Annotated in this window: 18 protein-coding genes; 6 read left to right on the forward strand and 12 right to left on the reverse strand. The window is 61.1% G+C overall.

The window, feature by feature from the left end; all coding sequences use genetic code 11:
• Positions 1–96: 96 nt before the first annotated feature.
• The 7 genes from hflX to ACQRBT_RS06615 form a co-directional block, all read right to left on the reverse strand.
• Positions 97–1398 carry a ribosome rescue GTPase HflX gene (hflX, locus tag ACQRBT_RS06585; RefSeq protein WP_090367139.1) on the reverse strand — a complete coding sequence of 434 codons (1302 nt, stop codon included), beginning with the start codon at positions 1396–1398 and terminating at the stop codon, positions 97–99.
• A 12-nt stretch (positions 1399–1410) separates the two neighbouring features.
• Positions 1411–1671 (reverse strand): RNA chaperone Hfq, encoded by a 261-nt coding sequence (gene hfq / locus ACQRBT_RS06590; RefSeq protein ID WP_003171355.1) that lies wholly within the window; start codon positions 1669–1671, stop codon positions 1411–1413.
• Positions 1672–1765: 94 nt separating this feature from the next.
• Positions 1766–2737: a tRNA (adenosine(37)-N6)-dimethylallyltransferase MiaA gene (gene miaA / locus ACQRBT_RS06595; RefSeq protein WP_104995359.1), complete on the reverse strand. Its 972-nt coding sequence runs from the start codon at positions 2735–2737 to the stop codon at positions 1766–1768.
• A complete protein-coding gene (gene mutL, locus ACQRBT_RS06600) occupies positions 2737–4650 on the reverse strand; it encodes a DNA mismatch repair endonuclease MutL (RefSeq protein ID WP_412046599.1) in 1914 nt (637 codons plus the stop codon). Before mutL ends, miaA begins: the two co-directional genes overlap by 1 nt.
• Positions 4650–6071, reverse strand: a complete 1422-nt coding sequence (locus ACQRBT_RS06605) for an N-acetylmuramoyl-L-alanine amidase (protein WP_104995358.1) — start codon at positions 6069–6071, stop codon at positions 4650–4652. The genes mutL and ACQRBT_RS06605 overlap by 1 nt, the downstream gene beginning before the upstream one ends.
• A 15-nt stretch (positions 6072–6086) precedes the next feature.
• Complete coding sequence (tsaE, locus tag ACQRBT_RS06610) at positions 6087–6557, reverse strand: tRNA (adenosine(37)-N6)-threonylcarbamoyltransferase complex ATPase subunit type 1 TsaE (protein WP_090367145.1); 471 nt, start codon at positions 6555–6557, stop codon at positions 6087–6089.
• Positions 6545–7405 (reverse strand): NAD(P)H-hydrate dehydratase, encoded by an 861-nt coding sequence (locus ACQRBT_RS06615; RefSeq protein ID WP_412046598.1) that lies wholly within the window; start codon positions 7403–7405, stop codon positions 6545–6547. Before ACQRBT_RS06615 ends, tsaE begins: the two co-directional genes overlap by 13 nt.
• Before the next feature lie 63 nt (positions 7406–7468).
• Here ACQRBT_RS06615 and queG point away from each other — a divergent pair, with 63 nt between their 5' ends.
• Positions 7469–8551 carry a tRNA epoxyqueuosine(34) reductase QueG gene (queG, locus tag ACQRBT_RS06620; protein ID WP_060755110.1) on the forward strand — a complete coding sequence of 361 codons (1083 nt, stop codon included), beginning with the start codon at positions 7469–7471 and terminating at the stop codon, positions 8549–8551.
• Here queG and ACQRBT_RS06625 read toward each other — a convergent pair.
• Both ACQRBT_RS06625 and orn read right to left on the reverse strand, forming a co-directional pair.
• Entirely contained in the window at positions 8530–9144 is a 615-nt protein-coding gene (locus tag ACQRBT_RS06625; RefSeq protein WP_060755111.1) for a trimeric intracellular cation channel family protein, read from the reverse strand. The genes queG and ACQRBT_RS06625 overlap by 22 nt on opposite strands.
• 16 nt (positions 9145–9160) lie before the next feature.
• Positions 9161–9703, reverse strand: coding sequence for an oligoribonuclease (gene orn, locus ACQRBT_RS06630; RefSeq protein WP_034105723.1), 543 nt, complete (start codon positions 9701–9703; stop codon positions 9161–9163).
• A 108-nt stretch (positions 9704–9811) separates the two neighbouring features.
• Between orn and rsgA the strand changes: the two genes are divergently transcribed.
• Entirely contained in the window at positions 9812–10843 is a 1032-nt protein-coding gene (rsgA, locus tag ACQRBT_RS06635) for a small ribosomal subunit biogenesis GTPase RsgA (RefSeq protein ID WP_161547765.1), read from the forward strand.
• 49 nt (positions 10844–10892) lie between these two features.
• Here rsgA and motB read toward each other — a convergent pair whose 3' ends face one another.
• Entirely contained in the window at positions 10893–11915 is a 1023-nt protein-coding gene (motB, locus tag ACQRBT_RS06640; RefSeq protein ID WP_090367151.1) for a flagellar motor protein MotB, read from the reverse strand.
• A 3-nt stretch (positions 11916–11918) separates the two neighbouring features.
• A complete protein-coding gene (gene motA, locus ACQRBT_RS06645; RefSeq protein ID WP_060755115.1) occupies positions 11919–12770 on the reverse strand; it encodes a flagellar motor stator protein MotA in 852 nt (283 codons plus the stop codon).
• Between the two features lie 167 nt (positions 12771–12937).
• Between motA and ACQRBT_RS06650 the strand changes: the two genes are divergently transcribed.
• Genes ACQRBT_RS06650 through asd form a run of 3 tightly spaced genes read left to right on the forward strand, consistent with a single transcriptional unit; the run spans position 12938 to position 16223 of the window.
• Entirely contained in the window at positions 12938–14473 is a 1536-nt protein-coding gene (locus ACQRBT_RS06650) for an HDOD domain-containing protein (RefSeq protein WP_060755116.1), read from the forward strand.
• 57 nt (positions 14474–14530) lie between these two features.
• The gene (gene rhdA, locus ACQRBT_RS06655; protein ID WP_060755117.1) at positions 14531–15346 is read left to right on the forward strand and encodes a thiosulfate sulfurtransferase; all 816 of its coding nucleotides are present in this window, start codon (positions 14531–14533) and stop codon (positions 15344–15346) included.
• Between the two features lie 16 nt (positions 15347–15362).
• Positions 15363–16223, forward strand: a complete 861-nt coding sequence (gene asd / locus ACQRBT_RS06660) for an archaetidylserine decarboxylase (protein WP_205344171.1) — start codon at positions 15363–15365, stop codon at positions 16221–16223.
• Positions 16224–16362: 139 nt separating this feature from the next.
• Here the strand turns inward: asd and serB are convergent, their stop codons facing one another.
• Positions 16363–17577, reverse strand: coding sequence for a phosphoserine phosphatase SerB (gene serB, locus ACQRBT_RS06665; protein ID WP_090367158.1), 1215 nt, complete (start codon positions 17575–17577; stop codon positions 16363–16365).
• 133 nt (positions 17578–17710) lie between these two features.
• Between serB and ACQRBT_RS06670 the strand changes: the two genes are divergently transcribed.
• Positions 17711–19240, forward strand: a complete 1530-nt coding sequence (locus ACQRBT_RS06670) for a histidine kinase (RefSeq protein ID WP_412046597.1) — start codon at positions 17711–17713, stop codon at positions 19238–19240.
• Positions 19241–19324 lie beyond the last annotated feature (84 nt).

Raw genomic sequence — 19324 nt, forward strand, 5'->3', positions numbered from 1 at the left:
AGCGCTCTCCATCTGATAAAGCAAAGACGCGCCCACGGCGCGCCGACCAATGCTACAGAATGCCTGCTACTGCGACACAACCGCTTTCTCAGGCTTTTATTGCAAAGTGTGTTGTTCGATGAACTCCGCCGGTACGACGCCTTCACGGCTGACCAGCCGATTCAGTTCCGAGCGCGGCAATCGAACGGCCAGCAAGCTGACACCTTCGTCGTCATGTTCTTCTTTCTGCACTGCGCCCAACTCGAAAAACTGTGCACGCAGTCGAGCAAAACGCTGCGGCAAGCGCAAGGTGCCGATAAACAAATCGCTGCCCAACAGCTCGGCAATGGCTTGCTCGAGCAATTCCAAACCACTGCCATCACGCGCTGACAGCCATACCCGCTGGGGCTTGCCGTTCTCGTCGCGTTGAATTTGTGGCTCTACGCCTTCAAGCAAATCGAGTTTGTTATAGACCTCGAGGATCGGCAAGTCCTGTGCACCAATCTCGCCCAGCACCAACATCACCTGTTCAATCTGCAACATGCGATCCGGTTCGGCCGCATCGATCACGTGCAACAACAGATCCGAGTTGCTCGACTCTTCGAGCGTAGACCGAAACGCTTCGACCAGCTTGTGGGGCAAGTGACGAATAAAGCCCACCGTATCCGCCAGGACAATCGGCCCCAGGTCATCCAGGTCCAGACGGCGCAAGGTCGGGTCGAGGGTGGCGAACAGTTGGTCGGCCGCGTATACGTCGGACTTCGTCACGTTATTGAACAGCGTGGATTTACCGGCGTTGGTGTAGCCCACCAGGGAAACGGTAGGAATATCGGCACGGGAACGGCCACGGCGTGACTGTTCGCGCTGGCTACGCACTTTTTCCAGGCGGCCCTTGATCTGGCGCAGGCGAACCCGCAACAGGCGTCGGTCGGTTTCAAGCTGGGTTTCACCCGGGCCGCGCATACCGATACCACCACCCTGGCGCTCAAGGTGAGTCCAGCCGCGAACCAGCCGGGTGCTCATGTGGTCAAGCTGGGCCAGTTCAACCTGGAGCTTGCCTTCATGGGTACGGGCGCGCTGGGCGAAGATATCGAGAATCAGACCGGTACGGTCGATCACGCGACACTCGAAGACACGTTCGAGGTTACGTTCCTGACTGGGTGTGAGGACGTGATTGAAGATCACCAGATCGGCTTCTTCGGCGTGCACCAGGTCGCGCAGTTCCTCGACCTTGCCGCTGCCAATCAGGAATTTGGCGGTTGGCCGATGACGCGGCACGTTAAAAAACGCAACGGTCTCGGCGCCGGCCGAATTTGCCAACTCCTGAAACTCCTGCGGATCTTCGCGCGCCTCAGGGTCCTGTCCATCCAAGTGAACGAGAATGACTCGCTCACCACCACCGTGGCGCTCAAAGAACAAAGGAGACTCCTATCAGGCGTTACCTGGCTCAGCGTCAGCTGCATCGTCACCTGCTGCGCTAGGCAGACGGATTGGACGAACTGGAACAACTGTCGAGATAGCGTGCTTGTAGACCATCTGGCTGACGGTGTTCTTCAGCAGGATCACGAACTGGTCGAACGATTCGATCGTACCTTGCAGTTTGATACCGTTCACCAGGTAGATGGAAACCCCCACTTTCTCTTTACGTAAAGTATTCAAGTAAGGGTCTTGTAGCGAATGCCCTTTTGACATGTGTCGCACTCCTATAAGGATCAATAATAAAAAAGCGGAAAATAGATAGCTTATGGCCGTCACACCCCCAAGGATAGACGGCAATTGCAAGGACTCAGCTCAATATGGAGACCGTTCCCAAGTATTTCAAGGCGCGTGACAGATTGTCGCTGTCCAGGCTGTCCAACCAGTGCAAATCGCTCCAGCTGCGCAGCCAGGTGAACTGGCGTTTGGCCAATTGGCGCGTGGCGATGATGCCGCGCTCCTGCATTTCGGCCCACGTCAGCTTGCCATCCAGGTGATCCCAGACTTGGCGATAGCCTACAGCACGTATGGAAGGTAGCCCGGGATGCAGGTCACCTCTTGAACGCAGTGCTACGACCTCGTCCACAAACCCCTGTTCCAACATAATTGTGAATCTTTGTGCAATTCGTTCATGCAGCACCTGGCGATTTGCCGGAGCAATCGCCAGATTCGCCACAGTATAGGGCAATTGTGACTGTCCAGATGCGTCTGCATCAGCACTTTGCGCAGTTTGTTTCAGCCTGTGTTCAGTCATGGTCTGGCCGCTGACACGCCAGACTTCCAGGGCGCGTGTGAGGCGCTGGGGGTCATTGGGGTGAATGCGCGCGGCAGAGACCGGGTCAACCGCCGCCAACTGATCGTGCAGCGCTTGCCAACCAAGGCGTGCAGCCTCCTCTTCAAGCTCGGCGCGCACCTGGGCATCAGCCGGCGGCATATCCGCCAGGCCTTCCTGCAAAGCCTTGTAGTAGAGCATCGTACCGCCCACCAGCAGCGGAATATTGCCCCGCGCGGTGATCTCAGCCATGGCAGCCAGAGCGTCGGTACGGAAATCCGCCGCAGAATAGCTTTCGGCCGGGTCGATAATGTCGATCAACCGGTGCGGATATTGGGCCAATAGCGCTTTTGAGGGCTTGGCCGTACCGATGTCCATGTCCCGGTAAACCAGGGCAGAGTCGACACTGATCAGCTCGCACGGCAACACTTTGGTCAGCTCGATGGCCAGGTCGGTCTTGCCGGCGGCCGTGGGGCCCATCAGGAAGATGGCGGGGGGCAAGGCACTCATCAACGGCCGCGCAGGAACAGTTTGTCCAGATCGTCCAGGCCCATCTGGGTCCAGGTCGGTCGGCCATGGTTGCATTGCCCGCTGCGCTCGGTGTTTTCCATGTCGCGCAGCAGCCCGTTCATTTCCGGCAGGGCCAGGCGGCGATTGGCGCGGATGGCGCCATGACAGGCCATGGTGCCAAGCAGCTCATTGATGTGCGCCTGGATACGATCGCTGGTGCCGTACTCCATCAGGTCCGCCAGCACATCAGCGACCAGGCGGTTGGCTTCAGCCTGCTTGAGCAGCGCAGGAATCTGGCGGATCGCCAGGGTTTCCGGCCCAAGGCGCTGCAATTCGAAGCCCAGTTTCTGGAACACGCCGTGATGCTCTTCGGCGCAATCGGCCTCCCGCTGGCTGACCGCCAGGGATTCGGGCACCAACAGCGGCTGACCGCTGAGACCTTCGCTGGCCATGGCGATCTTCAAGCGCTCGTACATGATCCGCTCATGGGCGGCATGCATATCGACCAGTACCAGGCCGTGGGCGTTTTCCGCCAGGATGTAGATGCCTTTGAGTTGCGCCAACGCATAACCCAACGGTGGAATATCCCCCCCACCCTCCGGCAATGCAACGGCGCCCGGCTCGGCCCCCGGCAATGGCGCAAAAAACTCGCGATAGGCCGCCTTGGCTTCCGCCACCGGCACTGTCGATTGCGGACGCGGGGTGTATTGGTACTGATAACCCGCGCCCGAACCGGAACCCGGCGCGGTGTATGACGGCTGTGGTTGCGGCGATTGCAACAAATTGGCCGCCAGGCTCATTTCGCCCTGTGGGCCGAACTCGCCGGCCTCCGGACCGCTCGGCCGTACCACCGCCGTCACGATCGGCGCAGACAACTGATCATCCGGCCGCACATCGCCCAAGGCACGGTGCAACGTGCCATAGAGGAAGTCATGCACCATGCGCCCGTCACGAAAACGCACTTCATGCTTGGTCGGATGCACGTTGACGTCGACCACCGACGGGTCGACCTCGAAAAACAGCACAAACGTGGGGTGCCGCCCATTGAACAGAACGTCGCGATACGCCTGGCGCACCGCATGGGCCACTAACTTATCGCGTACTGCACGACCATTCACGAAGAAATACTGCAGGTCCGCCTGACTACGGGAGAACGTCGGCAATCCGACCCAGCCCCACAGGCGCAAGCCATTGCGCTCGATCTCAATCGGCAGTGCCTGCTCCAGGAAACCCGCCCCGCAAACAGCGGCCACACGCCGTGCACGGGCAGCGTCGTCATTGGCTTCATGCAGGCTGAGGATGGTCTTGCCGTTGTGGCGCAGATGAAAAGCCACGTCGAAACGCGCCAACGCCAAGCGCTTGATGACTTCCTGCAGGTGATCGAATTCGGTTTTTTCAGCCTTGAGGAACTTGCGGCGCGCCGGGGTATTGAAGAACAAGTCGCGCACTTCCACCGAAGTGCCCACCGGGTGCGCAGCCGGCTGGACTCGAGGCGCCATGTCACGGCCTTCGGTTTCTACCTGCCAGGCCTGGTCGGCACTACGGGTCCGCGAGGTCAGGGTCAGGCGGGCCACGGAGCTGATGGAGGCCAAGGCCTCACCGCGAAAACCCAGGCTCATCACCCGCTCAAGGTCTTCCAGGTCGCGAATCTTGCTGGTGGCGTGACGCGCCAGAGCCAGCGGCAGGTCATCGGAGGAGATGCCGCTACCGTCGTCGCGCACGCGCAGGAGCTTGACGCCGCCCTGCTCCACATCGACATCAATGCGCTTGGCGCCAGAGTCGATACTGTTCTCCAGCAGCTCCTTGATCACCGACGCCGGACGCTCAACCACCTCGCCCGCGGCAATCTGGTTGGCCAGGCGCGGGCTGAGCAGTTCGATGCGTGCGCCGCTGTTCAACTGTGATTCGCTCATTACTGCGCCGCCAATTCAGTGCCGGGAATGGTCAATACCTGGCCGACTTTCAATTCATCGGTTTTCAGGCCATTGGCACTGCGCAACGTGGCAGGCGAAACCTGGAAACGCACGGCCAGCATGGCCAGGGTGTCGCCGGGCTGCACGCGGTGGTCACGGGGGCCTTGGGCGATTTTCCCGGAGTCGCGCAGCCAGGCAATGTAAGTGCCCGGCGGCGGGTTCTGCTGGAAGAACTGGCGGATACCGGCGCTGATCGAACGCGCCAGCGCCTGCTGGTGGCTGGTACTGGCCAGCTTGGAGGCTTCGTTGGAGTTGGAGATAAAGCCGGTTTCCACCAGGATCGACGGGATATCCGGCGACTTCAACACCATGAACCCAGCCTGCTCGACACGCTGCTTGTGCAGCGAAGTGACCCGGCCGATATTGCTCAGCACTTTCTGGCCGACATTCAGGCTGGAGGTCAGCGAAGCGGTCATCGACAGGTCGAGCAGCACGCCGGCGAGCATTTTGTCCTTGTCATCCAGAGACACGTTGCCGGCCCCGCCGATCAAGTCGGAACGGTTTTCGCTGTCGGCCAGCCAACGGGCAGTCTCGGAAGTCGCGCCGCGATCGGACAGGGCGAACACCGAGGCGCCGAAGGCGGCGGACGAGGGTGCGGCGTCGGCGTGGATCGACACAAACAGGTCGGCGCCTTTCTTGCGGGCGATTTCCGTACGGCCGCGCAATGGAATGAAGTAGTCACCGGTACGGGTCAGCTCGGCGCGATAGCCTTTCATCGCATTGACCTGGCGCTGCAGCTCACGGGCGATGGCCAACACTACGTCTTTTTCATGCTGGCCGCGCGAGCCGGATGCGCCCGGGTCTTCGCCACCATGGCCGGCATCGATCACCACAATAATGTCACGCTTGCCCGGCGGGGCCGGTGGGGGTGGCGGCAACTTGACCTGCGGCTGCGACGGGTTAACCGGCACGGCCGGTACCGTGGCAACACTCGGGGTCGGCACGGGCGTCGGGTTGGCATCGGAGGCATTGTCGAACAGATCGACCACCAGCCGGTTGCCGTACTGGGCATTCGGCGCCAGGGAGAAGCTTTTCGGGGTCACGGCCTTTTTCAGGTCGATGACCACACGCAGATCGGTCGGCGTACGCTGGGCCGAGCGCATGGCGGTAATCGGGGTGTTGGCGGTGGACACCTTGAGCGGCGCGGCTAGGGACGCACCATTGATGTCGATCACCAGGCGATCGGGCGCCGTCAGGGTAAAGACACTGTGCTGGACCGGGCCAGACAGGTCGAACACCAGTCGCGTGTTATCCGGCGCTCGCCACAGGCGAACACTTTTCACCTGCGAAGCAGCCAGAGCATTGACAGTCATTGCCGCAAGCAATACCCCTACGACAGCAACCAACGCGCGAAAGCGCATACCTAACCCCACCAATTATTTGAATTCCAATGCCAAAGCGGCGCACCAGGACTGGCCGCGCACGCTTTGGGGCAACAACTTCAACTGACGTCCTGATTCATGCGGCGTAATGGTAATGGTCAGGTCCGGCTTTGGCAAAAAGCCTGTGCCTTTATCTGGCCACTCGATCAGGCACAACGCGTCTTCGTCGAAATAATCCCGGATGCCCATGTACTCCAGCTCTTCGGGATCGACCAGGCGATAAAGGTCGAAATGGAAAGCTCGCACCTGGCCAATTTCGTAGGGCTCTACCAGCGTGAACGTTGGGCTTTTAACCGCGCCCGTGTGGCCCAAGCCACGAATGATGCCGCGCGAGAGCGTGGTTTTGCCCGCCCCCAGGTCACCCTCAAGAAAAATCAGCCCGGTGCCCGCCGTCACTTGGGCGATGCGATGGCCGAATGCGACCATTGCGTCTTCATCTGCCAGAAACAGGGTTACTTCAGACACGGCGATTGCTCCTCCAGCAATTGACGAATGGCAGGAATCAGGTCACTGGCAGCCAGCCCGCGACCCAGGGTACCTTGGCGCTCTCCCGCCGCGGCGTGCAGCCACACGGCCAGACAGCCCGCCTCATAGGCCGGCATACCTTGAGCCAGCAGGGCGCCGACCAAGCCCGCCAGGACATCACCCAGCCCCGCCGTGGCCATCGCCGGATGACCACGATCACAGCGGGAAACCCGACCGTCCGGGCTGGCAATCAAACTGCCAGCCCCCTTGAGGATAGCGACTGCATTGAATTTCTGGCTTAAAGCGCGCGCCACCTTAAGACGCTCGGCCTGAACCTCGGCTGTCGTGAGCCCCAACAAACGCGCCGCTTCGCCAGGGTGCGGGGTGATGACCGAGCCAACCGGCAAACTGACACCGCCCTTGGCCAGTTGATTCAACGCATCCGCATCCCAGACTTGCGGCTGCCGGGCGTTGGCGGCAGCCGACAGCAGGCTTTTGCCCCAGGATGCCTCACCCAGGCCAGGGCCAATGACAATCACCGAGATTTTTTCCAGCAACCCCATCAATTGGTTAGCCGAACTGACGCCGACGGTCATGACCTCCGGCAAGCGCGCCAGCGCCGCCGGCACATGCTCCGCCCGCGTCGCCAGGGACACCATGCCGGCACCACTGCGCAAGGCGCTTTCGGTACTCAGCAGCGCAGCACCGCCAAAGCAGTGGTCACCGCCAATGACCAGCAGGTGGCCGAACAAGCCTTTATGGGCCTGCGGAGGACGCGCAGCCAGTTGCGGCAAATGGCCGGGCAACAAAGGCTGAACGTCGGTTATTTCGTGTTTTGTCTGCGGCATGCGTCTTCAAGCTCCGATGTCTGGCAGAATTATACGCATCTCACCCGTGGTTTCCCGTGTCTCATGCCTGCTATTACCTCCGATCTGCCCGCCCTCGCCCAATCGATCAAAGACTGGGGCCGCGAACTGGGCTTTCAACAAGTCGGCATCAGCGGCCTGGACCTGGCCGAGCATGAACAGCACCTGCAACGCTGGCTCGCCGCGGGTTATCACGGCGAGATGGAGTACATGGGCGCCCATGGCAGCAAGCGCTCCCACCCGGACGAGCTGGTACCGGGCACCTTGCGCGTGGTCTCGCTGCGCATGGACTACCTGCCCGGCGACACGCAGATGGCGCAATTGCTGGCCCAACCGGAAAAAGCCTATATCTCGCGCTATGCCCTGGGTCGTGACTATCACAAGCTGATCCGCAAGCGCGTACAGCAACTGGCCGAGCGCATTCAGGCACAGATCGGCCCGTTTGGCTTTCGCGCCTTCGTGGACAGCGCGCCCGTGCTGGAAAAAGCCATCGCCGAACAAGCCGGGTTGGGCTGGATCGGCAAGAACACCCTGGTACTCAACCGCAAGGCCGGCAGTTACTTCTTCCTGAGCGAACTGTTTGTCGACTTGCCGCTGCCGGTGGACGCGCCCCATGACACCGAACACTGCGGCCGCTGCACCGCGTGCCTGGACATCTGCCCGACCAATGCCTTCGTCGGCCCCTATGTGCTGGACGCCCGACGCTGCATTTCCTACCTGACCATCGAGCTCAAGAGTGCGATCCCCGAAGACCTGCGCCCGCTGATCGGCAATCGCGTGTTCGGCTGCGATGACTGTCAGATCGTTTGCCCGTGGAATCGTTTCGCCCGGCCTACGGCCGAGGGTGATTTCAAGCCACGCCACAACCTGGATAACGCCGAACTGGCCGAGCTGTTCATGTGGGACGAGGATAAATTCCTCAGCAGCACCGAGGGCTCACCGCTACGTCGCGCCGGTTACGAGCGCTGGCTACGCAACTTGGCGGTGGGCCTGGGCAACGCGCCGTCGAGCATCCCGGTGCTGGAGGCGTTGAAGGCACGCCGGGATTATCCGTCGGAACTGGTACGCGAACACGTCGAGTGGGCGCTGAACCAGCACGCTGGGCGTCAGTGCACGTCGTCGTTGTAGACGAACTTGGGCATTTCCCAGTGGAAACGGATCGCCAGCAACCGCAATAGAAAGCCGCTGAACAGCGTCAGCAAAATCGCTTGCTCGCTCGGCAGCTCCAGATACAGGCACAGCATGTAGAACCACGCGGCAAGGAACGAAACGCTGGCGTATAGCTCACGGCGGAAGATCAGGGGAATGTCGTTGCAGAAGATATCCCGCAGGATGCCGCCAAACACCCCGGTGATCACGCCACTGACCACAGCCACCAGCATGCCGTGACCCATTTCCAGGGCGGTCATGCAGCCGATCAAGGTAAACGCCACCAGCCCCACGGCGTCCAGCGCCAGGAACAGCGAGCGCAGATGGCGCATCAGCGGTGCGATAAAGATCGTCACCAGTGCGGCAACCGACGTCAGCACCAGGTATTCCGGGTGCTTGACCCACGTCAGCGGGTAATGCCCCAGCAACACATCGCGCACCGAACCACCGCCCAGGGCAGTGACGCAGGCGATCAGCACCACGCCAAACCAGTCCATGCCACGGCGCCCGGCGGACAGCGCGCCGGTCATGGCTTCGGCCGTGATGGCGATGAGGTAAAGCATAAGCAGCATGAAGCAGTCCTTATCATCAAGCCTTGATGAAATGCTTGCGGTAGTGCTGCAACTCGGCAATCGACTCGCGAATATCATCCAGCGCCAGGTGCGTGCTGCCTTTATGGAAGCTGTCTTTGACTTCCGGCGCCCAGCGTGCGGCCAGCTCTTTCAAGGTGGACACATCCAGGTTGCGGTAATGGAAGTAGCTTTCCAGCGCCTTCATGTGGGTATAAAGGAAGCGGCGGTCCTGGCAGATGCTGTTGCCGCAGATCGGTGACTTGCCCTTGGGCACCCACTTCTCCAGGAAGGCGATGGTCTGGGCCTCGGCTTCGGCCATACTGATACGGCTGTCGCGCACCCGCTGGGTCAGGCCGGAGTTGCCGTGGGTGCGGGTATTCCACTCGTCCATGGTGGCCAACACTGCATCACTGTGATGGATGGCAATCACCGGACCTTCGGCCAGGGTGTTGAGGTTGCTGTCGGTGACAATGGTCGCCATCTCGATGATGACGTCGGTGTCGGGGTTCAGACCGGTCATTTCCAGATCGATCCAAATCAGGTTCTGTGGGTTTTGCATGGCTTGATTCTCTTGGCACCTTGGCGTGGCTGCGCAGTTTAGCAGGCGGGGGCATGCTAGACTCGCGACCGTTTCACCTATCCTTTGCATTATCGACACGGAACACCAATGGCCAAACGCCAGCTCAATCGCCGCCAAAACTGGCGCATCGAAAAGATTCAGGGTGAACGCGCCGCTCGCGCCGCCAAACGTGAATCCTCCGCCGTGGAAGCGCTCGAAGGCGGCGACCTGGGCCCCGAACAAACGGGGCTGGTGATCGCGCACTTCGGCGTGCAGGTCGAGGTCGAGGCGCTGGAAGGCGAACTCGCCGGCCAGGTTTTCCGCTGCCACTTGCGCGCCAACCTGCCTGCGCTGGTCACCGGCGACCGGGTTGTGTGGCGTGCCGGCAACCAGGGCATCGGCGTAATCGTCGCCCAGTTGCCACGCACCACCGAACTGCGCCGCCCGGACAGCCGTGGCCAGCTCAAGCCGGTGGCCGCCAACGTCGACATGATCGTGATTGTGTTCGCGCCGCTGCCCGAGCCCCACGCCAACCTGATCGACCGCTATCTGGTGGCCGCCGAACATGCCGGCATTCGCCCGCTGTTGCTGCTGAACAAATTCGACCTGATCGACGAGCAAAACGCGCCGGCGCTCAACGCATTGCTGGCGGTCTACCGCACCTTGGGTTACCCGGTGCTGGAAGTCTCGGCGCATCACGGCAATGGCATGGAACAGTTGCAACAGCAACTGGACGGGCGCATCAGCGTGTTCGTCGGCCAGTCGGGCGTAGGCAAGTCATCACTGGTCAACAGCCTGCTGCCGGAAGTCGAGACCCGCGTGGGACCGCTGTCGGAGCTGTCCGGCCAGGGCACCCACACCACCACCACCGCGCGACTGTTCCACTTCCCCGGTGGCGGTGAGCTGATCGACTCCCCGGGCATCCGGGAATTCGGCCTCGGCCATGTCAGCCGCAGCGATGTGGAGGCGGGCTTCATCGAATTCAACGACCTGATCGGCACCTGCCGCTTCCGCGACTGCAAACACGACCGTGAGCCGGGCTGTGCGTTGCTCAAGGCCCTGGAAGATGGCCGTGTGCAGCAGCAACGGATGAACAGCTATCGGTCGATCATTGCGAGTTTGCCGGAGAACAGTTACTAACCTGCACCAACGAAAAGGCCGCGATCATCGCGGCCTTTTTGCATGGTGATTACGACTTGGGTGCAGGCACCGTAGGATCCTTCACTCCACCATCATCAAACAGGTTCAGCTTCTGCCGTAGCTCATGGGCCGGCAACGGCTCCTGCCCTGGAGGAATGGCGTTCGGGTCAGCCGGAACTTCCCCTGGCGCGCCTTCGCCAGGTTTCGGTACCGCAGGCGCCGCACTGTGATCACCCTCGATCGCGCGCTGGGCCTTTTTGGTCAGCACCACGATATCGATCCGGCGGTTGACCGGGTTGAACGGGTCTGCGGGATCAAACAATTGCGACGAAGCAAAACCCACCACTCGCGCCACTTGCGGGTCCGGATAGCTGCCCGCCACCAGCGCACGACGGGCAGCGTTGGCGCGGTTGGCCGAGAGCTCCCAGTTGCCGAAGTCGCCCTGGCCTGCATAGGGCTTGGCGTCGGTGTGGCCGCTGATGCTGATCTTGTTCGGCACCGCCTTGATGGTGTCGGCCATGGCCAGCAGGATATCTTCGAAGTACGGCTTCAAGCGGGCACTACCGGAGTCGAACATCGGCCGGTTAGCGGCGTCGGTGATCTGGATACGCAGGCCCTCGGGCGTGATCTCGAAGGAGATCTGATCCTTGAACTTCAGCAGTTGCGGGTTTTCTTCGACCTTGGTCTGCAGCTCCTTGAGCAACAGTTCCAGGCGCTCCTGCTCGACTTGCTCAGCCATGGCCTCGACCGTGTCGCGCTCGACGGGGATTTTTTCCTGGGGGGCCTCGGTCTTGACCTCCGGGTTGATCGTGCGCTCAGGCGCCAACTGCGGCGAACCGCCGAGGTCGATCACAAAAGGCGTACCGCTTTCCGAGAAGCCAATGGGGTCTTTGAAGTAACCGGCAATGGCGATCTTCTGCTCCGGCGTGGCGGTAGACATCAGCCACAGAACCAGGAAGAACGCCATCATCGCCGTCGCAAAGTCGGCGAAGGCGATTTTCCAGGCGCCGCCGTGGTGCCCCGCAGCGAAGCGCTTGACGCGCTTGATGATTATCGGCTGGTTGTTTTCCATGGCTTAGCGACCGCGAACCGCTTGTTCCAGCTCGGCGAAGCTTGGGCGATGTTTCGGGTACAGCACCTTGCGACCGAACTCCACCGCCAACGATGGCGGCATGCCGGAGGCCGAAGCGACCAGGCACGCCTTGATCGCTTCATAGAGGTTGATCTCTTCCTTGGCATCATGCGCCAGGGAAGTCGCCAGCGGGCCAAAGAAACCGTAGGCCGCAAGAATACCGAAGAATGTCCCCACCAACGCCGCACCCACGTGCATGCCGATGGCCTTCTGGTCGCCATCGCCCAGGGACGCCATGGTCACCACGATACCGAGTACCGCCGCGACGATACCGAAGCCCGGCATGCCGTCGGCAATGCCGGTGACAGCGTGAGAGGGGTGTTCCAGTTCTTCCTTGAGGCTGAACAGCTCCATGTCGAACAGGCCTTCCAACTCGTGGGGAGCCATGTTGCCGGAAGACATGATGCGCAGGTAATCGCAGATATAGGCGGTCATGCGCTCGTCTTTGAGCACGGCCGGGTACTTGGCGAAAATCGGGCTGGCCGCCGCATCCTCGATGTCGGCCTCGATGGCCATCATCCCCTCGCGGCGACTCTTGTTGAGGATCTCGTAGACCAGGCCCAGCACTTCCAGATAGAAGGTGTGGGAGAAGCGTGAACCGAACATGCTCAGGGATTTTTTGACCACATGCATGGTCATGTACCCAGGGTTGGCTTGCAGGAATGCACCGAATGCCGCCCCGCCGATGATCATCACTTCGAAAGGCTGGATCAACGCGGCAATTTTACCGTGGGAAAGGACGTAACCGCCGAGCACGCTCGCGAGGACGACGATGATGCCGATAATTTTAGCCATAGGAGATGGGTACTTGCGCCGTCGGGTTCATGGACATAGTGGGTGTAGCAGAAAAACTCTTGTTCTACTTATCGGCAAAACTGCGCCAGACTATAGCCCGTTAAGGCGAAAAGCCAATTCGGCCCATTCCGGGCGTGTTGAATGCATGTGATGACCGCGCCCCAATCATGGCTAATGAAACGACAGTCCCAACTGCAAAACCGACCACCCTCGCCGCTTGGATCAAGCGCCTGGATGATGTGCTGCTGCCTATTCCCCAAGCCAGCCACGAGCGCGTGTGCAAAGCCATTCGCGATAGCCGCAGTTCATTGCGAGATATTGCCGAGCTGATGCAAGACAGCCCGGCGTTGGTACTCAGCGTGATGCGCGAGGCCAACAGCCACACCCACGGCAGCCTCGCGGCCCCTGCGGAAAACCTCGAAGTGGCGCTCAACCGCCTCGGCCTCAAGCGTGCCGAAGAATTACTGGCGCGCCTGCCCTCGGTGCCGGCCAAGGAAATCCCCGTGGCCTTGCGCCAACTGCTGCTGGTGAGCCTGCACGCGTCGCAGCAAGCCAACGGTTTATTCGGCAGTCGCCTGGCGCGCTTGTGGCAAGACATTCACTGGGGCAGCCTGCTGTTTTTATCGCCGCTTTGGCCGATGGCCGTCACCTACCCCAAGCTCCTGGAAGAATGGGAATTGCGGGTGATCCACAAGGGCCAGCCGGCACGCCAGGTCGAGCAGGAATTGTTCGGCGTACGGCTGCTGGATTTGTGCCTTGGCTTGACCGAAGCGTGGCACTTGCCGATCTGGGTGTCCCAGGGCTACAACCTGCTGCTGAGCGAACAACGCTTGCTGGTCAAGGCGCTGCATATCGCCCGTGAGGAAGATGAACTGCGCCACCAGCAGTTGCTCGACGCCGAACCCAACCTGCGCCGTTGGTTGAACCAGCCGGCCAATACGGTGCTGCTGGCTAACGGCCTGGCAATGTCGGCCCAGGAATCCTGGACCTGCCCGCATACCGAACGCTGGCAATATCTGACTGCGCTCTACCTGGAAGCCCCCCTGGGCGATGTGCAGCAGCAAGCCCACCAGCAAGCGGTGACCAGCGCCCGCCATACCCTGATGCCCGACCTCTGGCACCCGGCCTTGTCGCTGATCTGGCCGTGGCATGTGCAGAAGGTCCATCGCGGCTTGCTGCCCGCACCACCGCCCACCGCCGAAGCCTTGGCCGTATGGCGCAAGCGCTGTACCGAGTTGCTGGTTGAACCGAACCGCTTTGCCAACGCCATGCACCTGACCACTTGCGCCAAAGAAGCATTGGTGGCGAGCGGCATGCAACGGGTGCTGCTGTTCATGGCCGACCGCGCCTTGAGTACCTTGCGCGTGCATCAAGCCGAAGGGTTGCCCAAGGACGCCGCAAACCTGAGCCTGGACGTGGTCAATAGCACGCTGCTGCAACGGCTGTTGGAAAAGTCCGCGCAGGTGCGTCTCACACCCGACAACCACGCACAGTTCTCTGCACTGCTGCCGCCAGTGCTGCGTCGCCTGTTTACCGGCGAACACCTGTTGTTGCGCTCCCTGAGCTGCAACGGCCGAGTGGTCATGCTGATGGTCGCCGACCAGGGCGGCGGGCCGTTCTCGGAAACCACGGTGCAGGCCTTCGGCAAAACAGCGCAATGCGTCGAGAAAGCACTGCACAGCTTTACCAACCGCAGCACTTGATGCTTGCGCTACAATCGCCGTCCTTTATCGCCAACATTTGTGCCCAGGAGACCTCACATGCCTGACTTCTCTGGCTTGCCGCTGGTGATCGAACCCGGCGACCTGCTCGGTCGACTGGATGCCGAACACCTGATTCTGGTGGACCTCACCAGCGCCGCCCGCTACGCCGAGGGTCATATCCCAGGCGCGCATTTCGTTGACCCCAAGCGCACCCAGTTGGGCCAGCCACCGGCTCCCGGCTTGCTGCCGAGCAAAGCCGACCTGCAAAAGCTGTTCGGCGAACTGGGCCACACCCCGAACGCAACCTACGTGGTCTACGACGACGAAGGCGGTGGCTGGGCCGGACGTTTTATCTGGATGCTCGACGTGATCGGCCACCAGAAATACCACTACCTGGACGGCGGCCTGCTCGCATGGCTGGAAAGCCAGCACCCGCTTTCCACCGAGGTGCCCGCCCCCGTTGGTGGCCCGGTCAGCCTGACCTTGCACGACGGCCCTACCGCCACCCGCGAATACCTGCAAAGCCGTCTCGGCGCGGCTGACCTGGGCATCTGGGACGCACGCGGACCGCTGGAATATTCCGGCGAGAAAGTCCTCGCCGCCAAGGGCGGTCACATTCCCGGCGCGGTGAACTTCGAGTGGACTGCCGGCATGGACAAGGCACGCAACCTGCGCATCCGTCGTGACATGCCGCAGATCCTCGAAGACCTCGGGCTGACCCGCGACAAAGAAATCATCACCCACTGCCAGACTCACCATCGCTCTGGCTTCACCTACCTGGTGGCCAAGGCGCTCGGTTATCCGCGAGTCAAAGGTTATGCCGGTTCCTGGGGCGAATGGGGCAACCACCCCGACACCCCCGTTGAGATTTAAGGTTTAAGGACAGTCAATGAAAAAGCAGTTATTCATCCTCAGCCAGTACCTGTTGCCGCACCACTTGCTGTCGCGCCTGGCCGGGTGCATTGCCGAGTGTCGCGTGCGCTGGTTCAAGAATGCCTTCACCCGCTGGTTTGCCAAGCGCTATCAAGTGGACATGTCCCAGGCCCTGGTTGAAGACCTGACCGCCTACGAGCACTTCAATGCCTTCTTCACCCGCGCGCTGAAAGACGGTGCTCGCCCGCTGGATCAAACCCCAGGCGCAGTGCTCAGCCCTGCCGATGGCGCGGTCAGCCAGCTTGGCCCTATCGAACACGGCCGGGTGTTCCAGGCCAAGGGCCACAGCTTCAGCGTGGTGGAACTGTTGGGTGGTGATACAGCGGTTGCTGCGCCGTTCATGGGCGGCGATTTCGCCACGATCTACCTGTCGCCCAAAGACTACCACCGCGTGCACATGCCCCTGGCCGGTACGTTGCGTGAGATGGTGTATGTGCCCGGGCGGATTTTCTCGGTGAACCAGACCACGGCTGAAAACGTGCCGGAGCTGTTTGCGCGTAATGAGCGTGTTGTCTGCCTGTTCGACACCGAACGCGGCCCGATGGCGGTAGTGCTGGTGGGTGCAATGATCGTGGCGTCGATTGAAACCGTGTGGGCAGGCCTGGTGACACCACCGAAACGCGAGCTGAAAACCTTCCGCTACGACGAAGCCGCGCGTGCGCCGATTCACTTGGAGAAAGGTGCGGAGCTGGGCCGCTTCAAGCTGGGTTCGACCGCCATCGTGCTGTTCGGGCCGGATCAGGTGAAGTGGGCTGAAGAACTGGTGGCGGGTTCACCGGTGCAGATGGGCCAGGGTATTGGCTCACCTAAAGCCTGACCTGAAGCCGACGAAAATCAAATGTGGGAGGGGGCTTGCTCCCGATAGCATCAGTCAGTCCATGTGTTGACTGAATCACCGCTATCGGGAGCAAGCCCCCTCCCACATTTTTTGCTTGTATTCCTACAGTGAGAGCCGCTTAGAGCTGACCATCGCGGTCACGAAAGCCCAGTAGATACAACACGCCATCCAACCCCAGGGTCGAAATCGCCTGCTTGGCCGATTGCTTGACCAGTGGTTTGGCGCGGAACGCCACCCCCAACCCGGCAATCGCCAGCATCGGCAAGTCATTGGCGCCGTCGCCGACCGCAATGGTCTGCTCCAGGCGCAAACCTTCCTTATGCGCCAATTCCTTCAGCAGGTCGGCCTTGCGCTGCGCATCGACAATCGGCTCTACCGCCACGCCGGTCACCTTGCCATCCACCACTTCCAATTCGTTGGCGAACACATAGTCGATACCCAGCTTGGCCTGCAGTTGCTTGGCAAAGTAGGTGAAGCCGCCGGACAGGATCGCGGTTTTGTAACCCAGGCGCTTGAGTTCAGCGAACAGGGTTTCAGCGCCTTCGGTCAATCGCAGCGAAGCACCGATCGAATCCAGCACGCTCACGTCCAGCCCCTTGAGCAGCGCCAGGCGCTCCTTGAAACTGGCACGGAAATCCAGTTCGCCGGCCATGGCGCGCTCGGTAATCTCGGAGACCTGCTCGCCCACACCGGCGGCCTTGGCCAACTCGTCAATCACTTCGGCCTCGATCAGCGTGGAGTCCATGTCGAACACCGCCAGGCGACGATTGCGGCGGAACAGCGAATCTTCCTGGAAGGCGATGTCGACATTCAGCGCCTGGGCCACGCTCAGGAATTCGGCGCGTAATGCCTGTGGGTCAGCCGGCTCGCCACGCACAGAGAACTCGATGCAGCCCTTGCCTTTGTCGGCTGGCGTGTCCAGGGGCATACGACCCGACAGACGGTCGATGTGGTCGATATTCAAACCATACTGGGCAGTGATCGAACTGACGCGCTGCAATTGTTCAGCCGTCACCTTGCGGGTCAACAGGGTCACGATGTGGCGTTTTTTGCCCTGACCGTCGACCCAATGCTGGTAGTCCTCTTCGGACACAGGGGTGAATCGCACCTGTTGATCGAGCTTGTATGCCGTAAACAGGATGTCCTTGAGTACCGAGGACGCCTGCTCGGTGCTCGGGATTTCGACAAGGATGCCGAAGGACAAGGTGTCGTGGATCACCGCCTGACCGATGTCGAGAATGTTCACACCACCCTGGGCCAGCACGCCGGTAATGGCTGCGGTGAGACCCGGGCGGTCTTCACCGGTGATGTTTATCAGGACAATTTCGCGCAAAGCGCACCCCCAGGCTGGAAAAAAACCGCATTCTACCCACTTTCAGTGACCATCGGGCACAGCCAGCGCTTTGCCGGCCCTAGGGCTATCGCTATACTGCGCGTCAACTTCACGGACCAAGAGCCGAGCGCAAGTGAACCGGCCCACGCCAGTAAAAACCGATAACTTCTTCCTGCTGATCTTCCGGGCACTGCGCCACCGCCGTGTGCCGATCGCATTACGCATCGCCAGCCATAACGTGATCCTGGTCGCCCTGGCCTTGGTGATCTACGCCTGTGTGATGGGTTTGCAGTTCAAGCAGGCCATGCACGAACAAGCTGACGCGCTGGGCGCGAGCCTGACAACCCAGACCGCCACGTCGGCGACTGAGTTGCTGGTGTCCAACGACATCCTCAGCCTGAACGTGCTGCTCAATAACCTGACCAAGAACCCGCTGGTGGCTCACGCCGCTATCTACAGTGTGGATAACCGGATCATGGCCGAAGCCGGGCAGCGCCCGAAAAACGGCCTGCTGGGTGAGGCCGAGGGTCTGTACCAGAGCAACATCACGTTCCAGGACGTGAAGGCCGGCCAGTTGCGTATCAGCCTGGATATGCAGCAATTCCAGCAGCCGATGACCATCAGCCTGCAAAGCATGGGCATTCTCAGTGCGATCCTGTTGGCACTGGCCCTGGCCTTGAGCTTGCGCCTGGGTCGGCATATCTCCACGCCGCTGATGCAGTTGCGCATCTGGCTGCGGGATATCGACGAACATACCCCGGCCACCGACCGCCAGGACGAAATCGGCGATCTCGCTCGCCAGCTTCACGCCAGCTTCGCCCCGGAGCCGGTGGTGCGCGAACCTGAGCCGGAACCCGAGCCCGAATACAACGAGGCCGATGAGCCCGAGTTTGAAGTACGCGACCTGCGCGACCCAGGCTTTGATGACAGCGCCCCGGTAGCCGGGCTGAAGGCAACGCCGCGCCACGTGGTCAAGGCTGAAGAAGACGAACTGGACGACGAAGACCCGTTCGCCGACTTGCGCGACACGTCGGCCGCTGCGCCAGTCATGGCCCCCAAGCCGGTCCCCGTGAAGAACGCCGAGCCCCAGCACAGCGCGGTATTGGCGGTACAACTGGGTGCCCAGGACCAACTGCGTCGTCTGCCCCGCGCCCGCCTGACGGAATTGCTCGAACGCTACCGTGACTGCCTCGACCAGGCCGCCTCGCTGTATCAAAGCGAGTTGCACACCCTGAACGATGGCAGCACCTTGATGCTGTTCCACAGCGAAGACAGTGGCGAAGACTATCTGACCAACGCCATCTGCTGCGGTGAGCTGCTGCGCGCCCTGGGCCATGCCCTGCAAATCGAAGTGGCGGACAGCGGCATTACCTTGCAACTGCAACTGGGCCTGACCGTCGGCGACGACCTGTTCGGCATGAGCCAGATCGACTTGCTGTTGACTGAGATCGCCCAGGACGCGCTGGCCTTGTCCCAACACAGCCGCAATTTGCTGCTGGTGGAGCGCAAGATCAGCGAAGACGCCTTGATTCGCCAGCGCGCACGTATCCGTCCAATCGCCAGCCCCGAAGGTGCAAGCTGCGTGGAACGCCTGATGGAGCCGTACCCGTCGATGCTGGAACGGCAGTTGGCGCGGATGCATGAGACCCGCACCAAGCCTTGAAACACGGCGGTGCGGGCTTGTGTGGGAGGGGCTTGCTCCCTCCCACAGTTGATCTTCAGCGCCACTCAAATCCGGCGCACACAA

The organism is Pseudomonas sp. R19M (assembly GCF_050312585.1).
GTDB classification, from domain to species: Bacteria; Pseudomonadota; Gammaproteobacteria; order Pseudomonadales; family Pseudomonadaceae; genus Aquipseudomonas; species Aquipseudomonas palleroniana.

Excerpts from the sequence above, each read along its gene's own strand:
- hfq (WP_003171355.1), bottom strand. The coding sequence starts at position 1,671 with ATGTCAAAAGGGCATTCGCTACAAGACCCTTACTTGAATACTTTACGT.
- miaA (WP_104995359.1), bottom strand. The coding sequence starts at position 2,737 with ATGAGTGCCTTGCCCCCCGCCATCTTCCTGATGGGCCCCACGGCCGCC.
- mutL (WP_412046599.1), bottom strand. The coding sequence starts at position 4,650 with ATGAGCGAATCACAGTTGAACAGCGGCGCACGCATCGAACTGCTCAGC.
- ACQRBT_RS06605 (WP_104995358.1), bottom strand. The coding sequence starts at position 6,071 with ATGCGCTTTCGCGCGTTGGTTGCTGTCGTAGGGGTATTGCTTGCGGCA.
- ACQRBT_RS06615 (WP_412046598.1), bottom strand. The coding sequence starts at position 7,405 with ATGCCGCAGACAAAACACGAAATAACCGACGTTCAGCCTTTGTTGCCC.
- queG (WP_060755110.1), top strand. The coding sequence starts at position 7,469 with ATGCCTGCTATTACCTCCGATCTGCCCGCCCTCGCCCAATCGATCAAA.
- ACQRBT_RS06625 (WP_060755111.1), bottom strand. The coding sequence starts at position 9,144 with ATGCTGCTTATGCTTTACCTCATCGCCATCACGGCCGAAGCCATGACC.
- orn (WP_034105723.1), bottom strand. The coding sequence starts at position 9,703 with ATGCAAAACCCACAGAACCTGATTTGGATCGATCTGGAAATGACCGGT.
- rsgA (WP_161547765.1), top strand. The coding sequence starts at position 9,812 with ATGGCCAAACGCCAGCTCAATCGCCGCCAAAACTGGCGCATCGAAAAG.
- motB (WP_090367151.1), bottom strand. The coding sequence starts at position 11,915 with ATGGAAAACAACCAGCCGATAATCATCAAGCGCGTCAAGCGCTTCGCT.
- motA (WP_060755115.1), bottom strand. The coding sequence starts at position 12,770 with ATGGCTAAAATTATCGGCATCATCGTCGTCCTCGCGAGCGTGCTCGGC.
- ACQRBT_RS06650 (WP_060755116.1), top strand. The coding sequence starts at position 12,938 with ATGGCTAATGAAACGACAGTCCCAACTGCAAAACCGACCACCCTCGCC.
- rhdA (WP_060755117.1), top strand. The coding sequence starts at position 14,531 with ATGCCTGACTTCTCTGGCTTGCCGCTGGTGATCGAACCCGGCGACCTG.
- asd (WP_205344171.1), top strand. The coding sequence starts at position 15,363 with ATGAAAAAGCAGTTATTCATCCTCAGCCAGTACCTGTTGCCGCACCAC.